General features: G+C 62.4%; 11 protein-coding genes and 1 pseudogene. 3 read left to right on the forward strand and 9 right to left on the reverse strand.

Annotation, left to right across the window (positions count from 1 at the left end; all coding sequences use genetic code 11):
• The first annotated feature begins 86 nt into the window (after nt 1-86).
• From NXT3_RS29885 to NXT3_RS29895, 3 genes and pseudogenes are all read left to right on the forward strand, one after another.
• On the forward strand, nt 87-953 hold the full coding sequence (locus tag NXT3_RS29885; protein WP_104841250.1) for a non-homologous end joining protein Ku: 867 nt from the start codon (nt 87-89) through the stop codon (nt 951-953).
• 3 nt (nt 954-956) lie between these two features.
• Nucleotides 957-3,509 (forward strand): annotated as a pseudogene (gene ligD / locus NXT3_RS29890) (DNA ligase D).
• A 41-nt stretch (nt 3,510-3,550) separates the two neighbouring features.
• Nucleotides 3,551-3,757 carry a KTSC domain-containing protein gene (locus NXT3_RS29895; RefSeq protein WP_037416430.1) on the forward strand — a complete coding sequence of 69 codons (207 nt, stop codon included), beginning with the start codon at nt 3,551-3,553 and terminating at the stop codon, nt 3,755-3,757.
• Nucleotides 3,758-3,774: 17 nt separating this feature from the next.
• Here the strand turns inward: NXT3_RS29895 and NXT3_RS29900 are convergent, their stop codons facing one another.
• The 9 genes from NXT3_RS29900 to NXT3_RS29945 form a co-directional block, all read right to left on the reverse strand.
• Nucleotides 3,775-4,584 (reverse strand): non-homologous end joining protein Ku, encoded by an 810-nt coding sequence (locus NXT3_RS29900; protein WP_104841251.1) that lies wholly within the window; start codon nt 4,582-4,584, stop codon nt 3,775-3,777.
• Nucleotides 4,585-4,739: 155 nt separating this feature from the next.
• Nucleotides 4,740-4,943, reverse strand: coding sequence for a hypothetical protein (locus tag NXT3_RS29905; RefSeq protein ID WP_037416424.1), 204 nt, complete (start codon nt 4,941-4,943; stop codon nt 4,740-4,742).
• Nucleotides 4,944-5,123: 180 nt separating this feature from the next.
• Nucleotides 5,124-8,093 carry an NAD(P)-dependent oxidoreductase gene (locus NXT3_RS29910; protein WP_104841252.1) on the reverse strand — a complete coding sequence of 990 codons (2,970 nt, stop codon included), beginning with the start codon at nt 8,091-8,093 and terminating at the stop codon, nt 5,124-5,126.
• Between the two features lie 269 nt (nt 8,094-8,362).
• The gene (locus NXT3_RS29920; protein WP_097524436.1) at nt 8,363-9,940 is read right to left on the reverse strand and encodes a BCCT family transporter; all 1,578 of its coding nucleotides are present in this window, start codon (nt 9,938-9,940) and stop codon (nt 8,363-8,365) included.
• 141 nt (nt 9,941-10,081) lie between these two features.
• On the reverse strand, nt 10,082-10,981 hold the full coding sequence (sucD, locus tag NXT3_RS29925; RefSeq protein ID WP_037416412.1) for a succinate--CoA ligase subunit alpha: 900 nt from the start codon (nt 10,979-10,981) through the stop codon (nt 10,082-10,084).
• Between the two features lie 14 nt (nt 10,982-10,995).
• Nucleotides 10,996-12,180, reverse strand: a complete 1,185-nt coding sequence (locus NXT3_RS29930) for a malate--CoA ligase subunit beta (protein WP_097524434.1) — start codon at nt 12,178-12,180, stop codon at nt 10,996-10,998.
• 12 nt (nt 12,181-12,192) lie between these two features.
• Entirely contained in the window at nt 12,193-13,134 is a 942-nt protein-coding gene (locus tag NXT3_RS29935) for an HpcH/HpaI aldolase/citrate lyase family protein (protein ID WP_097524433.1), read from the reverse strand.
• Between the two features lie 21 nt (nt 13,135-13,155).
• Nucleotides 13,156-14,346 (reverse strand): aminotransferase class V-fold PLP-dependent enzyme, encoded by a 1,191-nt coding sequence (locus NXT3_RS29940; RefSeq protein ID WP_097524432.1) that lies wholly within the window; start codon nt 14,344-14,346, stop codon nt 13,156-13,158.
• Nucleotides 14,347-14,534: 188 nt separating this feature from the next.
• A complete protein-coding gene (locus tag NXT3_RS29945) occupies nt 14,535-15,176 on the reverse strand; it encodes a response regulator transcription factor (RefSeq protein ID WP_097524431.1) in 642 nt (213 codons plus the stop codon).
• Nucleotides 15,177-15,241 lie beyond the last annotated feature (65 nt).

Below are 15,241 nucleotides of genomic sequence, written 5' to 3' on the forward strand. Positions count from 1 at the left end.
CAAACCGCCACGCCTCCACGTTCCCGACCGTCGAGCATGTTGCGCGCAACCACCCCAGTGCTCCGTTCCCAGAGTGAGGCCGCATCGTGGCGCCGAGAGCAAATTGGAAGGGCTATCTGAAGGTCGCCGAGGTCAGCTGCCCGGTCGCGCTCTACACAGCGGCCTCGACCTCGGAACGAATTGCCTTTCACACCATCAACCGTGCCACCGGGCATCGCGTTCACCGGCAATTCGTCGACAGCGAGACCGGAAAGCCGGTCGAAAAGGACGATCAGGTCAAGGGCTATGAAGTCGGATCCGGCGACTACGTCGTGCTGGAGCCCGAGGAGATCGCGGCGGCCGTTCCGGAGAGCGACAAGACCCTGTCGATCTCGGCCTTTATCGCCTGCGGCGATATCGACAACGTCTATTTCGACAAGCCCTATTACCTTGCTCCGACCAAGAGCCATGCCGAAGACGCGTTCGCTCTGATCCGCGAGGGCATGCGCAAGAAGAACGTCGCGGCCATCGCCAGTGCAGTGCTGTTCCGGCGGGTGCGCACGCTTCTGATCCGCGCCTATGAGGACGGACTGATCGCAACGACCTTGAACTTCGACTACGAGGTCCGCTCGGCCCAAGAAGCGTTCGACGACGTGCCGGATCTGAAGATCGAGGGCGAGATGCTGAAGCTTGCCGAGCACATCATCAAGACCAAACGCGGAAAGTTCGACCCAGCCAAATTCGATGATCGCTATGAGGCGGCCCTTGCCGAGCTGGTCAAGGCGAAACTCGAGGGCAAGAAGATCGAGCCGCGCAAGGAGCCGAAGCGCGGAAAGGTCGTGGACCTGATGGAGGCATTGCGGCAGAGCGCCGGCGTTCCGGCCAAGAAGACAAAGGCGGCCACTCAAACCAAAAAGAAGGCGACCCGTGGCGCGAAGACGAAGGAAGCTTCGCCGCGTCGCAAGGCGGGCTGACCCATGGGCCTCGAAACCTATCGGGAAAAGCGCGACTTCGCCTCGACACCCGAACCGAAGGGGGGCAAAGCGCGTCGATCCGGCAACAGTTTCGTTGTCCAGAAGCACGACGCCACGCGGCTGCATTACGACTTCCGGCTGGAGATGGACGGGGTTTTGAAGAGCTGGGCCGTCACTAAGGGTCCGAGCCTCGTTCCCGGCGAGAAGCGCCTTGCCGTTCACGTCGAGGACCACCCTCTCGAATACGGAGATTTCGAAGGCACGATCCCGAAAGGCGAATATGGCGGCGGTACCGTCATCCTGTGGGATCGCGGCACGTGGACGCCGATCGGCGATGCCCGGCGGGGCTACGCGAAAGGCCATCTCGACTTCGAGCTCAGCGGCGAAAAGCTCGGCGGCCGCTGGCATCTGGTTCGGATGGCCGGCAAGCCGCGCGAGAAACGGGAAAACTGGCTGCTGATCAAAGGCGACGACGAGGCGGCGCGATCGGAGCAAGACCCCGATATTCTCGAGGAGCGGCCGGAGTCGGTTCTGACCGGCCGCGAGATCAAGGATGTTGCCGGCGAAGAGCCGGGCTGGTCGTCGAAGACCGGCCGGATACGCAAGCGGGCTCGCGGCAGGAAAACCGCCGCTTCACCAGGGCAGGAGCCGGAAGCGGCTTCGAACGTCCCAGATCCCGCGAAGTTCAAGGGCGCCAAGCGCGCTCCTTTGCCGGACTTCGTCGAGCCCTCATTGGCGACCCTCGTCGCCTCCGCGCCGGCCGGCGAACGCTGGCTCCACGAAATCAAGTTCGATGGCTACCGGTTGCAGGCGCGGATCGAAGCCGGGCGCACCAAGCTTCTCACCCGTGGCGGGCTGGACTGGACGAAAAGGTTCGGCAAGGCGCTGGTGTCGGCATTGCAGGCGCTACCGGTCGGAACGGCCTTGATCGACGGCGAGGTCGTTGTCGAAACGGGCTCCGGGGCCTCCGACTTTTCCGGATTGCAGGCCGACTTGAGCGAGGGTCGCAGCGATCGTTTCCGCTTCTATGTCTTCGACCTGCTCTATCTCGACGGCTACGACTTGCGCGCTCTGCCCCTGGTCAAACGCAAGGAGCTGCTCGGCCAGCTGATCAGCGAAGGCGATGGCCTCATCCGCTTCAGCAGCCATTTCGAGGAGGAAGGCAGCCTGGTGCTGCGTCATGCCTGCAGGCTGAGCCTCGAAGGCATCGTCTCGAAGCAGCGCGATGCGCCCTATCGTGCGGGACGGAACAAAAGCTGGGTGAAATCCAAGTGCTCGGCGCGTCAGGAGTTCGTCGTCGCCGGCTACGTGCCGTCGACCACGTCGCGCAAGGCGATCGGCTCACTCGTGCTCGGCGTCTATCAAGGCGGCAAGCTCCATCATGTGGGCCGCGTTGGAACAGGGTTCACCGTCGCCGTTGCGGAGGAGCTCTTCAAGAGGTTGGACCGTTTGCGGACGCCCGAGAGCCCGTTCGCGGCGCGGCTTGCGGCGGAAGATGCGCGCCAGGTCCGATATGTCAGGCCGGAGCTCGTTGCCGAGGTCGAGTTCAGGGCCTGGACCGCCGACGGCCTTCTCCGCCACGCTTCGTTCAGGGGATTGCGAGAGGATAAACCCGCCCGCGACATCGTGCGCGAAACGCCGAAGTCCGCGGCAGTTGCGCCCAAGGCTCCGCGTCGGACCGTGAAACTCACCCACCCCGACCGGTTCTACTGGCCGGACGAGGGTGTCACCAAAGAGGGGCTCGCCGATTATTACTCCGAAGTCTGGCGCTTTGTCGGCCCCCATATCGTCGGGCGCCCGCTCGCTTTGGTCAGATGCCCCAATGGGATCACCGGGGAGACGTTCTTCCAGAAGCATGCCTGGAAGGGGCTGAACCCCAATATCGTGCTCGTCAACGATCCGAAGGACCCGCCCGACGAACAGCTGTTGAGCATCAGGGATCTCGATGGCCTGATGGGGCTAGTCCAGTCCGCGGTTCTCGAAATCCATCCTTGGGGCTCGACGGTCGCCGATTGGTAAAGACCGGACACGATCATAATGGATCTCGATCCCGGCGAGGACGTGCCGTTCGAAGCGGTGATCGAAGCTGCGCTCGAGACCGCAGGCCGCCTGAAGGCGGCCGGCCTTGTTCCCTTCGTCAAGACATCCGGCGGCAAGGGGCTTCACGTGGTGGCGCCGTTGAAGCCCAAGGCGGAGTGGCCGGCCGTCAAGGCCTTCACCAAGTTGGTTGCCGATGCGATGGCCTCCGACAGTCCCGACCGGTTCGTTTCGACCATCAGCAAATCCAAGCGCCGCGGCAAGATCCTGGTCGACTATCTGAGAAACCAGCGCGGCGCGACCGCGGTGGCCCCCTATTCGACGCGAGCGCGGCCGGGCGCCGCCGTCTCGATGCCCCTCTCCTGGGACGAATTGGCTCCCAGCATCGGACCGGCCTATTTCACGGTGGAGAACACGCCGACGCGGCTGGCGTCGCTGCACGCCGACCCATGGGCGGATTTTCGCGCGGCCGCCGTTCCGCTCAAGGAGGCGAAGGCCGGGCGAAGGAGGGCCGCGTAAGGCTGTACTCAGAACGGACCCTTTCAGGAAGCGGTGAGGCAATGCCGTCGCATCTGATAAAAAGGACAGACTACGACGCCGAGACGCGAACGCTCTCGGTCTGGCTCCTGACCACCGAAAAGCGTTATGACTATGAGGACGTGCCTCCCGAAACTTATGCGGCCTTCAAGCGGGCCTTTTCGAAGGGCCGCTTCTTCAACGCGCATATCCGCGATCGCTTCAAGTATCGCGTCTCGATGCCGGACTGACACCTTGATGCTTGGAGTTAACTCTTCGTCTTTTTCTTCTTTTCCGAACTGAGGCTCTTGCGAAGCGCGTCCATGATATTGACCACGTTGCTGGGTCGCTCCTCTTCCTCAGCCTTTGCCTTGGCCGGCCGCTTCCGGCCCTTCTTTTTGGCGGAAATGATGTCCAGGAGTCGCGCCTGAACGGGATCGCTCACCATAGCGGAATCCCAGGGCTTGCTGCGTTCTTCGATCAGCTTCGTCACGAGGCGCATCAGTTCGGGATCGTTATCGCTGTCATCAATGTTGCGGAAGTACTCCTCGGGTTTCCGCACCTCGTCGCCATAGCGCAGCGTCCAAAGAACGATCCCCTTCCCTCTCGGTTCGAGCATAACGGCGCGCTCGCGGCGATACATGACAAGCCGCGAAATCCCGACCGTCCCGGTTGAGGCCATCGCGTCGCGGATGACTGAAAAGGCCTCCTCACCGACGGGATCGTCGGGAACGAGATAGTGCGGCTTGTCGTACCATATCCAGCGAATGCTGTCGGCCTCCACGAACATGTCGATGTCGATGGTGCGCGTGCTTTCCAGCCCGACCGCTTCGAGTTCCTCGTCCTCCAGAAGCACGAAATCGTCCTCGCCACGTTCATAGCCTTTGACTTCGTCATCTTCGTCGACAGCTTTTCCGCTCACCGCATCGACATACTGGCTGACGACGCGATTGTTGGTCTTCCGGTTGAGCGTGTGGAAGCGGACCTTCTCGTTCTCGGTCGTCGCCGGCGTCATTGCCACCGGACAGGTGACGAGTGACAGTTTCAGATAGCCTTTCCAGAATGAGCGGGGTGCCATTGCGGTTGGCCTCGAAGCCTCTCGTTTGAATTTCCGAAACGGGGCCGCGCGCGAGTTTGTTCCTCAGTCCTCGGGCAGGCACTGCCCTGCTCTATCCCGATGAGCGGCGCCCCGAGCTTTAGCGCCCTGTTTGCGCTGGCCAAAGGCGCTCTCTGCTATCGGTCTCTCAGCCTTTCAGCCAAGAGATTCGGGTCTCTGACGCCTTCCTGATAGAGCGCGACCAGCCTCCTTGCGAGCGTTTCGGCCTCCTCGGTGTCACTCCTCAGCCTTGTCCGGGCAAGTTCGGTTTCGAACACGCCTTGCAGCATACTGATCTCGCTTGGTCGGATAACGCAGTCAAAGTCGCGGAACGGATACATGGCGCGGCCTCCTAGGATGGGGCGAAAGCGCGATGATCTCCCAGCCAGTGGCGCCCTTGCTAATAGCCGCTGATACTACGCAGCATGCGCCTCAAGTGAGACCGCAGCAAGGGCACCTTCTCGCCTGTCCTTCGCTCCTTATGAGCGAAGGCCGTCTCTATAAACCTGAACCCGGTAATCCTACTCCTTGGCAGCAGGGGCCAGCAGACCGGCAGACCTTAGAAGTTGAATCTGCTTCAACGCGTTCTGCGCAAGCAGTGACCGGTAGCGCTCGACGATCCGCGCTTTGTGAGCCTCGTCGGACACTGTTTCGAGCGATCCGAGGATCGCGGCTATCTTTTCGCTGGCCTCCCGCAACTGGACGAGAAGACCCTTGTCGTTCGCAACTCGGTCAAGGACGGAGCGCGTAACAAGCCCAATGCCAGAGGGGCTGCTTGCACCTTGCGATACATAGCCATCGGGCAGGTCACCCTTGAGGTTCGTGACCGAGAGCAATCGTATCGAGTCGATGATCTGGTCGACGGCTTGCTTCGCGCCGGCGACGCGCGTCGGATGGTCGGTGTCCGCTGCCGCGTGCGGAAGGAGTTCAAGCTTATCGGCATGCTTCGGGAGAAGCGAGAGATAGGGTTTCATCGGGCCGCTCGGGCCGTCCGACGACTTGAAGATGTCGGCATCGATCGCCGCATGCCTGACCTTGCCGGATGTCAGGGCGTCGTCCAGGTCTGTCACGTTCACGAGCTCGCCGCGATCGTAGTTGAGCAGAACGGCCCTGTCGTTCAGAGCGGACAGGACTTCGCGATCGACGATCCCGGCATTGGAGAATGTCCCGGTGGCCGGATCCTGTTTTCCGAGGCCGAGATGGACCGACAAGACGTCCGAGCCACGCGCGGCCTCCGCCGGAGTAGCGGCGTATTCATAGCCTTCCGCGATGATGTTGTCGCGATGCGCAGGCCGGGCGTAGACGACCACATCCATGTGGAACGCCTTGGCAAGACGTGCGAGTTCCCTGCCTATGTTGCCGTAGCCGAGGATCGCGATCCTCTTTCCCTCAAGCTTCTCGGTCGGATATTCGGCCAGGTTCTTGCCCGTATCGAAGTCGTCGCCAACGACGCGGGCATGCAATTCTTCCACCGGCAGATCGGGCAGAACCTTGAGAAGCGCCTTCATGGCCATCTGCGCGGTAGCCCGGCTATTGATGCCCGGCGTGTTCATCAGCGGGGCCTCGCCGCCTTCGCCGTTCGGACCGCCCCAGGAAGCGGAACCCATGTTTCCGGTGCCCGTGCCGATACGGACGCCGCCAAGGCGGAACTTCGCAGCCTGGGGGATGAATGTTGCGGCGGCGATCACCGCATCGTACTGCCCCTCGCCCGCTTCAGCGAGGATCTCGTCGGCGGTGCTGAGGTGGGGTCGGTAGTAGAAGTGAATCTTGCCGTCGTCGGCCGTGCTTGAACCGTTCGCGGATTTTTCGTGGAACACGCCGCCTTTTTCGTGGATGTATGCGGCCAGTTCGCTGTGATCGAGACGGCCCTCAGCATCGAAGCGGAGGCCGATCGCATCCGCGATCAACACCTTGAAAGTGCCCTCGCGCACCGATGCGGCACCGGCGCCGGCAGATTCGGCGTAGTCAACGCGGCTGCCTCTCTTCTCGAGCTCTTCTTCGATGACGACGATCTTGGCCCTGAGATAGGCGTATTTGAGATTGTCGAGCAGAGCGGTGACGTCGGCAGCGTCCCGAATGCCGCCGATCCAGGCGCGATAATCCCCCGGCGTGCCGGGGAACGCGTTCACATAACGCGCGGCATCCAGGCCCTTTTCGTGAACACCGTTCGGATGGCTAATTCCCTCATAACCCAGGATCTGCTTCGACCGCGCGATGATGCGCTGATGCAGGTCCGACGAGGAGATGCTGCCGTCATTGACCTTCAGCAGCGTTACCGCCGCGCCGCGGCGATCCTCTTCCTCCACGACGAGACTGAACAGCGGGTTGCGGTCCACCCATTCGTTGACGAGCTTGCGGTTCTTTGCCGAGCGCCTGTTCAATTCGCTGACGGACCCGACGCGCCGTTCGGTCTGCAAGAGCCCGAAGGTGGTCTCGGCGAATGCCAGGGCGCTATAGGTGTTGATGACGCCGCCGAGCATCCTGTCTTCCTCGGCATCGTAGAACGGACCGGAATCGACCGACCGCTTGCTGCTGAACGGCTGCCGGGGATTGATCGGCGGCGCAATCTTGAGCTGCCTCGGGATTGCCCAGGACGGATTGCTCTGGTTGCGCTCGATCAATGCCAGAGCCGCCGGTGTGAAGGATGCGACGAAGTAGCCAGACACGCCGCCGATTGCTTTCTGGAACGGCATGAACAGGCAGCATTTGGCCATTACCGCCCGAACGACATCGGGCTCCCAAGGCATCGCCCCCAGCATGGAGGTCGCGTCGAAGACGGCATGACGGTTTTCAGGGTCGCCGTCCAACCAGGCCAGGAGCTCGGTGATCTCCTCGTTGGTGTATGAATTGGCACCGGTCGTTTCGTGTCCCACGCCAATGAAGATCGAAACGCCGAGTTCTGCGAGCGCGCTTGCCGAGGGGATCTCCCCCTCGCGCTTCGCAAAGTGAATCCTGTTTTCGTCGCCCTTTTCCGCGAAGCGATGCATCTCTATGAGCTGGGTTGCCCAGGATTGCCGGAAGAAGCCCGCTGCACCGGCGCGGTCGCTCTCGGGGCGCGGGGTGTCGACATACACCCGCTGGCCCGCGTCATTTGCGTTGAGCAGGTGCTGCACGCACACGGTATAGCCGCTGTGGCCGCCGCCCAAACCGACTGCAATCCTGTTCGACTTGGGGAATTCAAAATAGCGATGGATCGCCCGCATCATATCGAGCAGAATTTTGTCCGCCGGGTAACCGCGATGCATGCTGCGGGAAAGCTCGGCGGTCGTAAACGCGCCGATATCCTTGCCGGTGTCATCGTATTTCCGGTAGGTGCTCTCTATCCATTTGTCGAACTCATAGCGCCGCAGCCGGCTGTCGACCTCATCCTTTGTCGCATCGGTTATCGGACCGACCCCGAAGAACGGATTCGTCGGCAGCGAAGGAGCGCCGCCTTCGGTGCGTTTCATTGCGTCGAGGCGATGCGCGACAAGGTCTGAATCGGAAATCATTTCTACCTCTGTTCATTCTGGGCAGCAGGTAATCGCTCCCCGTCATTGGTGATCGCCGAAACTGACGCTGCGGCCGAACGTGCAAGTCTCGCTCCCGGATCGGGCGATTGCTCAGGCGACAATGTTGGACAATTCAAAAATCCACGCAGCACGAATTCCGAACGTATTGCCATCGAATTGCGACATGAGACGCTGGATACGATCGAACGCATGCTTTTCTTAAGAGCGGCCGATCAGAAGATCGGCCGCTCTTAAGATTATCAGCATCGTTATTGTGCGGCTTCAGGCGCAAGTGCGGCGGCTTCGCCAGCGGTAGCGGCAGTCGGCACCCTCCGCGGCGACCGCCCCTCTTCCAGTTCGTCGAGGAGCGAGTGCCACAGCGAGATGCAGAGCCCGACCATGACGATCAGGAACGGGGCCGCCGCGATGATCGAGGCCGTCTGCAAACCCTGCAATCCGCCCATCATGAGCAGGACCGAGGCCGAGGCGCCCGCCAGCACGCCCCAAAGCACGACGACACTCGGGGGCGGCTCGAGCGTGCCGTTCGACGAGAGCATTCCCATCACCACCGCGCCTGCATCGGCGCCGGAGATGAAGAAGATCGCAACCAGGAAAATGGCGACCAGGGACGTCAGCCAGGCAAAGGGATATTGCGCCAGCAAAGCAAAGAGCGAGACTGCGGCACCCTGGTTGTAGACCGCGTCGACGATGCCGCCGGCGCCGAAGAGCTCGGAATGCAGCGCGGTTCCACCCATGATCGTGAACCAGACGAAGGTGACGCCGCTCGGGATCAGCAGAACGCCGATCACGAATTCGCGGATCGTGCGGCCACGCGAGATGCGGGCGATGAACACGCCGACGAAGGGCGCCCAGGAAACCCACCATGCCCAATAGAAGATCGTCCAGCTGCCGAGCCACTTGCCGTCGCTGAAGGCCGCGGTGCGGAACGACATGGTTACGAGGTCACTCAGATAGAAGCCGAGCGATTCCGTGAAGGTGTTGAAGATGAAGATCGTCGGACCGATGCAGAGCAGGAATATCAACAGCAGCATCGCGATGATCATATTCATGTTGGAGAGGAACTGGATGCCCTTGCCCACACCCGACACCGCCGAGAGGATGAACAGCACCGACATGACGCCGATGATGGACAGCGCGATCGCGTTGGAAGTCCCGGTCCCCCATAGGAAGTCCATGCCGCTGTTGATCTGCTGGGCACCGAGGCCGAGCGAAGTGGCCGTGCCGAACAGCGTCGCGATGATCGCTAGCACGTCGATTGCCTTGCCGATCGGCCCGCTTGCGGCCTTGCCGAGAAGCGGCGTGAAGGCAGACGAAATCAGGTTCGACTTGCCCTTGCGGAACGTGAAATAGGCGATCGTCAGGCCGACCACGGCATAGATGGCCCAGGGGTGAAGCGCCCAGTGGAAATAGGAGTACTTCATGGCGAGAAGCGCCGCCTCGAGGCTCTTCGGCTCCGCCTGCCCGTGCGGCGGGCTTGAAAAATGAAAGATCGGTTCTGCAACGCCCCAGAACATCAGGCCGATGCCCATGCCGACGCTGAACATCATGCAGATCCAGGATGCGGTGCGGAATTCCGGCCGCTCGTCGTCCTGTCCGAGCCGGATCTTGCCCAGGCGGCTGACGGCAAGAAAAAGCGCGAAAATCAGGAAGCCCGCTGACGAGACGACGAAGCCCCACCCGAAATCGTCGATGACCGTGTTGAGGACCACTTTCGAGACCGAGGACAGGCTGTCGGGGAACACCGTCCCCCAACCGACAAATCCCAAAATGATGGTGATCGACGGCCAGAAGACGGCCGGATCGACCTGAGGTCTTGATCCTTGCATTGGTTGCTCCTCCTAGTTAACCGGGGCTGCCCGCCTTCTTCCGAGCAGCCTGTTCCCACTCGTGCGATCCGCCGGGCGGATCGTGTCTTCTTGTTGTTGTCTGGGGCGAGCACGCCCGCACTCAACGGGCGGCCTTGCCGCTCAGGCTGCCTTGTTCATCGCCGACAACACGTCGGCGACGCTCTCGCCGAAGGAGGACGGAGTCGGCACGATCGTGACACCCGCCCCCTTCAGGATCTCGACCTTTTCCTGCGCCGATTCCCCGAAGGCGGAGATGATCGCGCCCGCATGACCCATGCGCCGGCCTTTCGGCGCCGAAAGCCCTGCGATATAGGCGATCAGCGGCTTCTTCATCTGGTCGCGCGCCCACAGAGCGGCCTCCGCCTCCTGCGGGCCGCCGATCTCGCCGATCATCAGCACGGCGTCCGTTTCCGAATCCTGTTCGAACAACTCCAGCATGTCCTTGAAGGACGAGCCGTTGACCGGGTCGCCGCCAATGCCGACCGATGTCGACACACCGATGCCGAGGGCCTTCATCTGGCTCGCCGCCTCGTAGCCGAGCGTCCCCGAGCGGCCGACAATGCCGATGCGGCCGGGCAGGTAGATCGAGCCCGGCATGATCCCCATCATCGCCTCGCCAGGCGTGATCATGCCGGCGCAGTTCGGCCCGATCAGGGTCATGCGATCCTCAAAGCGATAGCGCCTCATGTATCGCTTGACCCTGATCATGTCCTGGGAGGGAATGCCGTCGGTGATGCAGACGCAGAGCCGGATGCCGGCATCCGCCGCCTCCATGATCGAGTCGGCGGCAAAGGGCGGCGGCACGAAGACGATCGAGGCATCGGCGCCGGTTTCCTGGACGGCGCCTTTCACCGTGTTGAAGACCGGCATGCCGAGATGCGTCTGCCCGCCCTTGCCGGGCGTGACGCCGCCGACCACGTTGGTGCCGTAACGCTTCATGTCTTCGGCATGGAAGCTGCCGATTTTACCGGTGAAGCCCTGCACGATGACGCGCGTGTTCTTGTCGAGGAGAATGGACATGGCGTAGGCCTCCCTCAAGCAGCTTTGTTGGCGGTGTAGGAACGCCAGGCGGCGACCGCCTTCTCGGCAGCCTCGGCCAGCGTTTCCGCGACGATGATGTCCTCGCCGGACTCGGCGAGGATGCGCCGGCCCTCTTCCATGTTGGTGCCGGAAAGGCGCACGACGAGCGGAACCGGGACACCGACTTCCTTCAGCGCCTTGATCACGCCCTCCGCCACCCAATCGCAGCGGTTGATGCCGGCGAAGATGTTGACGAGGATCGTTTCAACGTTCTTGTCGTGCAGCACGGCGCGGAAGGATTTCGCAACGCGGTCGGGCGAGGCGCCGCCGCCGATGTCGAGAAAATTCGCGGGCTCGCCGCCGGCAATCTTGATCATGTCCATGGTCGCCATGGCCAGCCCCGCGCCGTTGATGATGCAGCCGATATTGCCGTCGAGACCGACATAGGAGAGGCCGCGGTCGGACGCGTAGGTCTCGCGCGGATCTTCCTGGCTCTTGTCGCGCATTTCGGCGATATGCGGCCGGCGGAACAGCGCGTTCTCGTCGAAGCTCATCTTGGCGTCGAGCGCCACGAGATCACCGCGGCGGGTCACGACCAGCGGATTGATCTCAAGCATCGCGGCGTCATAGTCGACGAAGGCGCGATAGCAGCCCATGAGCGTCTGCGTGGCGCGGCCGATCAGGGCATTGTCGATGCCGAGCCCGAAGGCAATCTCGCGGGCCTGGAAATCCTGCATGCCGACGCCCGGATCGACGGTGGCGCGGATGATGGAATCGGGCTCCGCCTCGGCGATCTCCTCGATCTCCATGCCGCCCGAGGACGAGGCGACGATCATGATGCGCTCGGATTTCCGGTCGAGGACGAAGCCGAGATAGATCTCGCGCTCGATATCCATCGCCTCCTCGACGTAGAGGCGGCTGACCAGCTTGCCCTGCGCTCCGGTCTGGTGCGTCACCAGCTTGGCACCGAGCATGGCATCGGCAGCCGCGACGATCTCGTGGTCGGACGAGCAGAGCTTGATACCGCCGGCCTTGCCGCGCGCCCCGGAATGGATTTGCGCCTTGACGACCCAGCGGTCGCCGCCGATCTCGCTTGCGCGATAGGCAGCCTGTTCGGGACTGTAGGCCAGCCCGCCCCGCGGAATGTGGATATGATAGCGGGAGAGAAGTTCCTTGGCCTGGTATTCGTGGATATCCATGGCTTCCTCCTCTCAGCGGCCGGCCGTGATGGCTTCATGGGTGGCGAGCACGTTGCGCGCCATGCGCTCGGAAGCGGCATCGATCATCTTTCCGTCGAGCGAGGCTGCACCTTTGCCCTCGCTCTCGGCGACCTTCAGCGCATCGATGATGCGGCGGGCGCGCTCGACCTCCTTCTCGGGAGGGGAAAAGATCTCGTTGGCAAGCGCGATCTGGCTTGGATGGATGGCCCACTTGCCCTCGATGCCAAGCGCAGCGGCACGGCGGGCCGCGGCCTTGTAGCCTTCCGGATCGGAGAAATCGCCGAAGGGACCGTCGATGGCGCGCAGGCCATAGGCGCGGCAAGCAACGGTCATCCGCGACAGGCCGAAGTGCCACTGGTCTCCCGGGTAGTCGGGATTGAGACCGCCGATATTGACCGTGCGGGCCTTGAGGCTGGCGGCATAGTCGGCAACGCCGAAATGTAGGGCTTCCAGCCGGCCGCCAAAGGAGGCGATGGCCTCGACATTGGCCATGCCGAGAGCCGTCTCGATCAGGGCCTCGAGACCGACACGGGTCTTGTAGCCCTTGGCGATCTCGATCTGGTTGACCATCGCCTCGACCATGTAGAGGTCGGCGGGCACGCCGACCTTCGGCACCAGCAGCGTGTCGATCCTGTCGCCGGCCTGCTCCATGAGGTCGACGACGTCGCGGTACATGTAGTGCGTGTCCAGCCCGTTGATGCGCACCGAGATGGTCTTGCCACGGCCGCGCCAGTCGATCTCGTTCAGCGCTGCGACGATATTGGCGCGGGCCCGCTCCTTGTCCGGCGGGGCGACGGCATCCTCGATGTCGAGGAAGATGTAGTCGGCGCCGGAATTTGCGGCCTTCCCGATCATTTCGGGGTTCGAGCCCGGAACGGCGAGTTCGCTGCGCTGCAGCCGCAACCGGCGGAGATGGTTTATCGTGTGGCTCATGATTTCCTCTCCTCCCGGTTTTCAGGCTGCCTTGGCGGACGACGCGGTCGCGGCGGAACGGAACTGGCTGATCGCCGCACCCACACCCGCACCCGGCTCGATCTTCAGGCCGCAGTCGAGCAGCGTCAGTTCGGCGGCGGAAAGCGCGCCCAGAACCATGACCTCGTTCAGCGAGCCGAGATGGCCGATGCGGAAGACCTTGCCTGCCACCTTGCCGAGCCCGCTGCCGAGCGAGGTGTTATAGGTTTGGTAGGCGTGGCGGATGACCTCGACACCATCGATTCCTTCCGGCAGACGGATTGCCGAAACGGTGTCGGAATGCCATTTCGGTTCGGTTGCGCAGAGCTTGAGCCCCCAGGCGGAGACCGCGGCGCGGACGCCATTGGCGAGATGATGATGGCGGGCGAAGATAGTCTCCAGGCCTTCTTCGAAGATCAGGTCGAGCGCCGCTCTGAGGCCGTGCAGCAGCTGTGTCGGCGGCGTATACGGAAAGTAGCCGGTGTCGTTGGTCTTGATCATGTCCTCGAAGGAGAAGTAGCAGCGCATGTGACGCGCGGTCCTGGCGGCCTCGAGCGCCTTCTGGCTGACAGAGAGGAAACCGAGGCCAGCAGGCATCATGAACCCCTTCTGCGAACCGGACACGGCGCAGTCGACGCCCCATTCGTCCTGGCGAAAGTCGATCGAGCCGATCGACGAGACGCCATCGACGAAGAGCAGCGCCGGGTGGCCGCAGGCGTCGAGCGCGGCGCGCACGGCGGCGACATCCGAGGTGACGCCGGTCGCGGTTTCGTTATGGGTCACGAAGACGGCTTTGATCGTGTGGGCCTTGTCGGCGGCGAGCCGGTCGGCATAGAGCTCGACCGGCACGCCCGTGCCCCACTCCCGGTCGAGGCAATCAACCTCGAAACCGAGGCGTTCGGCCATGTCGACCCAGAGATGCGAGAACTGGCCGAAACGGCTCATCAGCACCCTGTCGCCGGGGGAGAGCACGTTGGTCATCGCCGCTTCCCAGGCGCCGGTGCCGGACGATGGATAGATGAAAACGCGGCCGCTCTGGTTCTTGAACACTCTCTTGATGTCGGCGAAGAGCGGCAGCGTGAGCTCCGGATAGCGAGGGGACCGCATGTCCTCCATCGGCAGGTTCATCGCCTGGCGGACCTGCTCGGGAATGTTGGTGGGGCCTGGGATGAAGAGATGATTGTAGCCTGACATCGTTCCTCCAATGGCTGCGTCCGCGGACGGCGTTTCCTCGGAACCGAAGCTGCCTTTCAGGGAAAGTCTGCACAACACTCGCTCAGGCAGAAAAGAATGCCGGACGGGCAGCGCGAGCGCGGTCCTTGCGGGTGGTCACTTCGAGGAGATGGGTAGGCGAAGACTACCCGCAGACTACCCGCAGGTAGTTACTCCGGGTTGCGCCGGCGTTCTTTTGTGTAGAGTGCTACGGCCATGGCGCGATTGCGCACCTCGAGCTTGTCGTAAAGGTTTTTGAGGTGGTATTTCACGGTATTCTCGGAGATGCCGGTTCGCGCGGCGATCTGGATATTGGTCCAGCCATTGGCCAGCATGCCGAGCAATTCGCTCTCGCGAGAGGTGAGCTGCTGAAAGGGCGTGTTGGAGATTTTGGAGAGCACCGTATAGGGAATGCAGATCCGGCCCTTCATCACGGCGGTGAGCGTCGCGAACAGGATTTCCGGATCCTCGAACTGATAGCAAAGCCCGTTCACACCCAGCCTGATCGTCTCGTTGACGACGGCCGGATCACGAGTATCGGCGAATAGAACGATCCTCGGATCGAGTCCGAGCCGGCCGAGATCGGCGAGAACCTCGGGTGCCTCGGCATCGTCGAGCTGCCAGGAAAGCAGCACGCAATCCACTTCGGCGATGGCAAGCTTCTCGTAAAGCTCGGCCGATGTGCTCGCGGTGTCGGCGATGAAAAAGCGGGCATTCTCGGAAAACAATCCACGGAGGGCAGCAATGACGAGCGGATTGCGTTCCGCGATCAGAACACGCCCGACCGCCTCCTGCGGCACGGATGCAACCATGCGTCTCTCCCGTTGACGCAGACCTGTTCGACTACTGCATGTCTCGTTCAATCGATCTCGATTTA

Origin of the sequence: Sinorhizobium fredii (assembly GCF_002944405.1) — a bacterium.
GTDB classification, from domain to species: Bacteria; Pseudomonadota; Alphaproteobacteria; order Rhizobiales; family Rhizobiaceae; genus Sinorhizobium; species Sinorhizobium fredii_C.